General features: G+C 54.7%; 1 rRNA gene. It reads right to left on the bottom strand.

The annotated features are described in order from the left end of the window. Positions 1–4: 4 nt before the first annotated feature. A 23S ribosomal RNA gene (locus DXK94_RS17450) occupies positions 5–1,176 on the bottom strand; the annotation flags it as partial.

Below are 1,176 nucleotides of genomic sequence, written 5' to 3' on the forward strand. Positions count from 1 at the left end.
GTGTGTGGTGTAAGTTGTTGGCCTATTAGTACCGGTCAGCTTCACGAGTCGTTAGTCCTCGCTTCCACATCCGGCCTATCAACCCAGTGGTCTGGCTGGGGGCCTCTCACACACGAGGTGTATGGAAATCTCATCTTGAAGCGAGCTTCCCGCTTAGATGCTTTCAGCGGTTATCCCATCCGAACGTAGCTAATCAGCGGTGCACTTGGCAGTACAACTGACACACCAGAGGTTCGTCCGTCCCGGTCCTCTCGTACTAAGGACAGCCCTTCTCAAATTTCCTGCGCGCGCAGCGGATAGGGACCGAACTGTCTCACGACGTTCTAAACCCAGCTCGCGTACCGCTTTAATGGGCGAACAGCCCAACCCTTGGGACCTACTCCAGCCCCAGGATGCGACGAGCCGACATCGAGGTGCCAAACCATGCCGTCGATATGGACTCTTGGGCAAGATCAGCCTGTTATCCCCGAGGTACCTTTTATCCGTTGAGCGACGGCCATTCCACAATGTACCGCCGGATCACTAGTCCCGACTTTCGTCCCTGCTCGAGATGTCTCTCTCACAGTCAAGCTCCCTTGTGCACTTACACTCGACACCTGATTGCCAACCAGGCTGAGGGAACCTTTGGGCGCCTCCGTTACTTTTTAGGAGGCAACCGCCCCAGTTAAACTACCCATCAGGCACTGTCCCTGACCCGGATTACGGGCCGAAGTTAGATGTCCAAAGTGACCAGAGTGGTATTTCAACGATGACTCCACCCGAACTGGCGTCCGGGCTTCAACGTCTCCCACCTATCCTACACAAGCCACTCCGAACACCAATACCAAACTATAGTAAAGGTCTCGGGGTCTTTCCGTCCTGCTGCGCGTAACGAGCATCTTTACTCGTACTGCAATTTCGCCGAGTTTATGGTTGAGACAGCGGGGAAGTCGTTACTCCATTCGTGCAGGTCGGAACTTACCCGACAAGGAATTTCGCTACCTTAGGATGGTTATAGTTACCACCGCCGTTTACTGGGGCTTAAATTCTCAGCTTCGCCGTGAGGCTAACCGGTCCTCTTAACCTTCCAGCACCGGGCAGGAGTCAGTCCGTATACATCGTCTTGCGACTTCGCACGGACCTGTGTTTTTAGTAAACAGTCGCTTCCCCCTGGTCTCTGCGGCCCCGATCCCCTCC

Source organism: Arthrobacter sp. RT-1, assembly GCF_003367205.1.
Taxonomy (GTDB): domain Bacteria; phylum Actinomycetota; class Actinomycetes; order Actinomycetales; family Micrococcaceae; genus Arthrobacter.